Raw genomic sequence first — 242 nt, forward strand, 5'->3', positions numbered from 1 at the left:
TCATAGGCGTGTGCCCAAGAGTGATCAAAAATGTATTCACCCTGTGAATGCGATTTCACATATAACGGGGCAACACCAATGATCTGCCCGCCAATACGTGCCGTCAGGTATTGAGGTTGCCACCCCGTCCTGCCACCAACACTGCCACTAGTTTCAAGCGCTGTTAGAAATCGGTGGGTGGTAAAGGGATCATTGGGTCTAACTCCATCAACGGCCTCAGGGCAGGCACATGCATCCCAATC

The 242-nt window shown here is 51.7% G+C and carries 1 protein-coding gene; it reads right to left on the reverse strand.

Annotation, left to right across the window (positions count from 1 at the left end; genetic code table 11):
* Positions 1-242, reverse strand: a 242-nt coding sequence (locus ACX6CF_RS26405) for a peptidogalycan biosysnthesis protein (protein ID WP_458788365.1), incomplete at both ends; no start/stop codon positions are given.

The organism is Vallitalea sediminicola, from assembly GCF_054408565.1.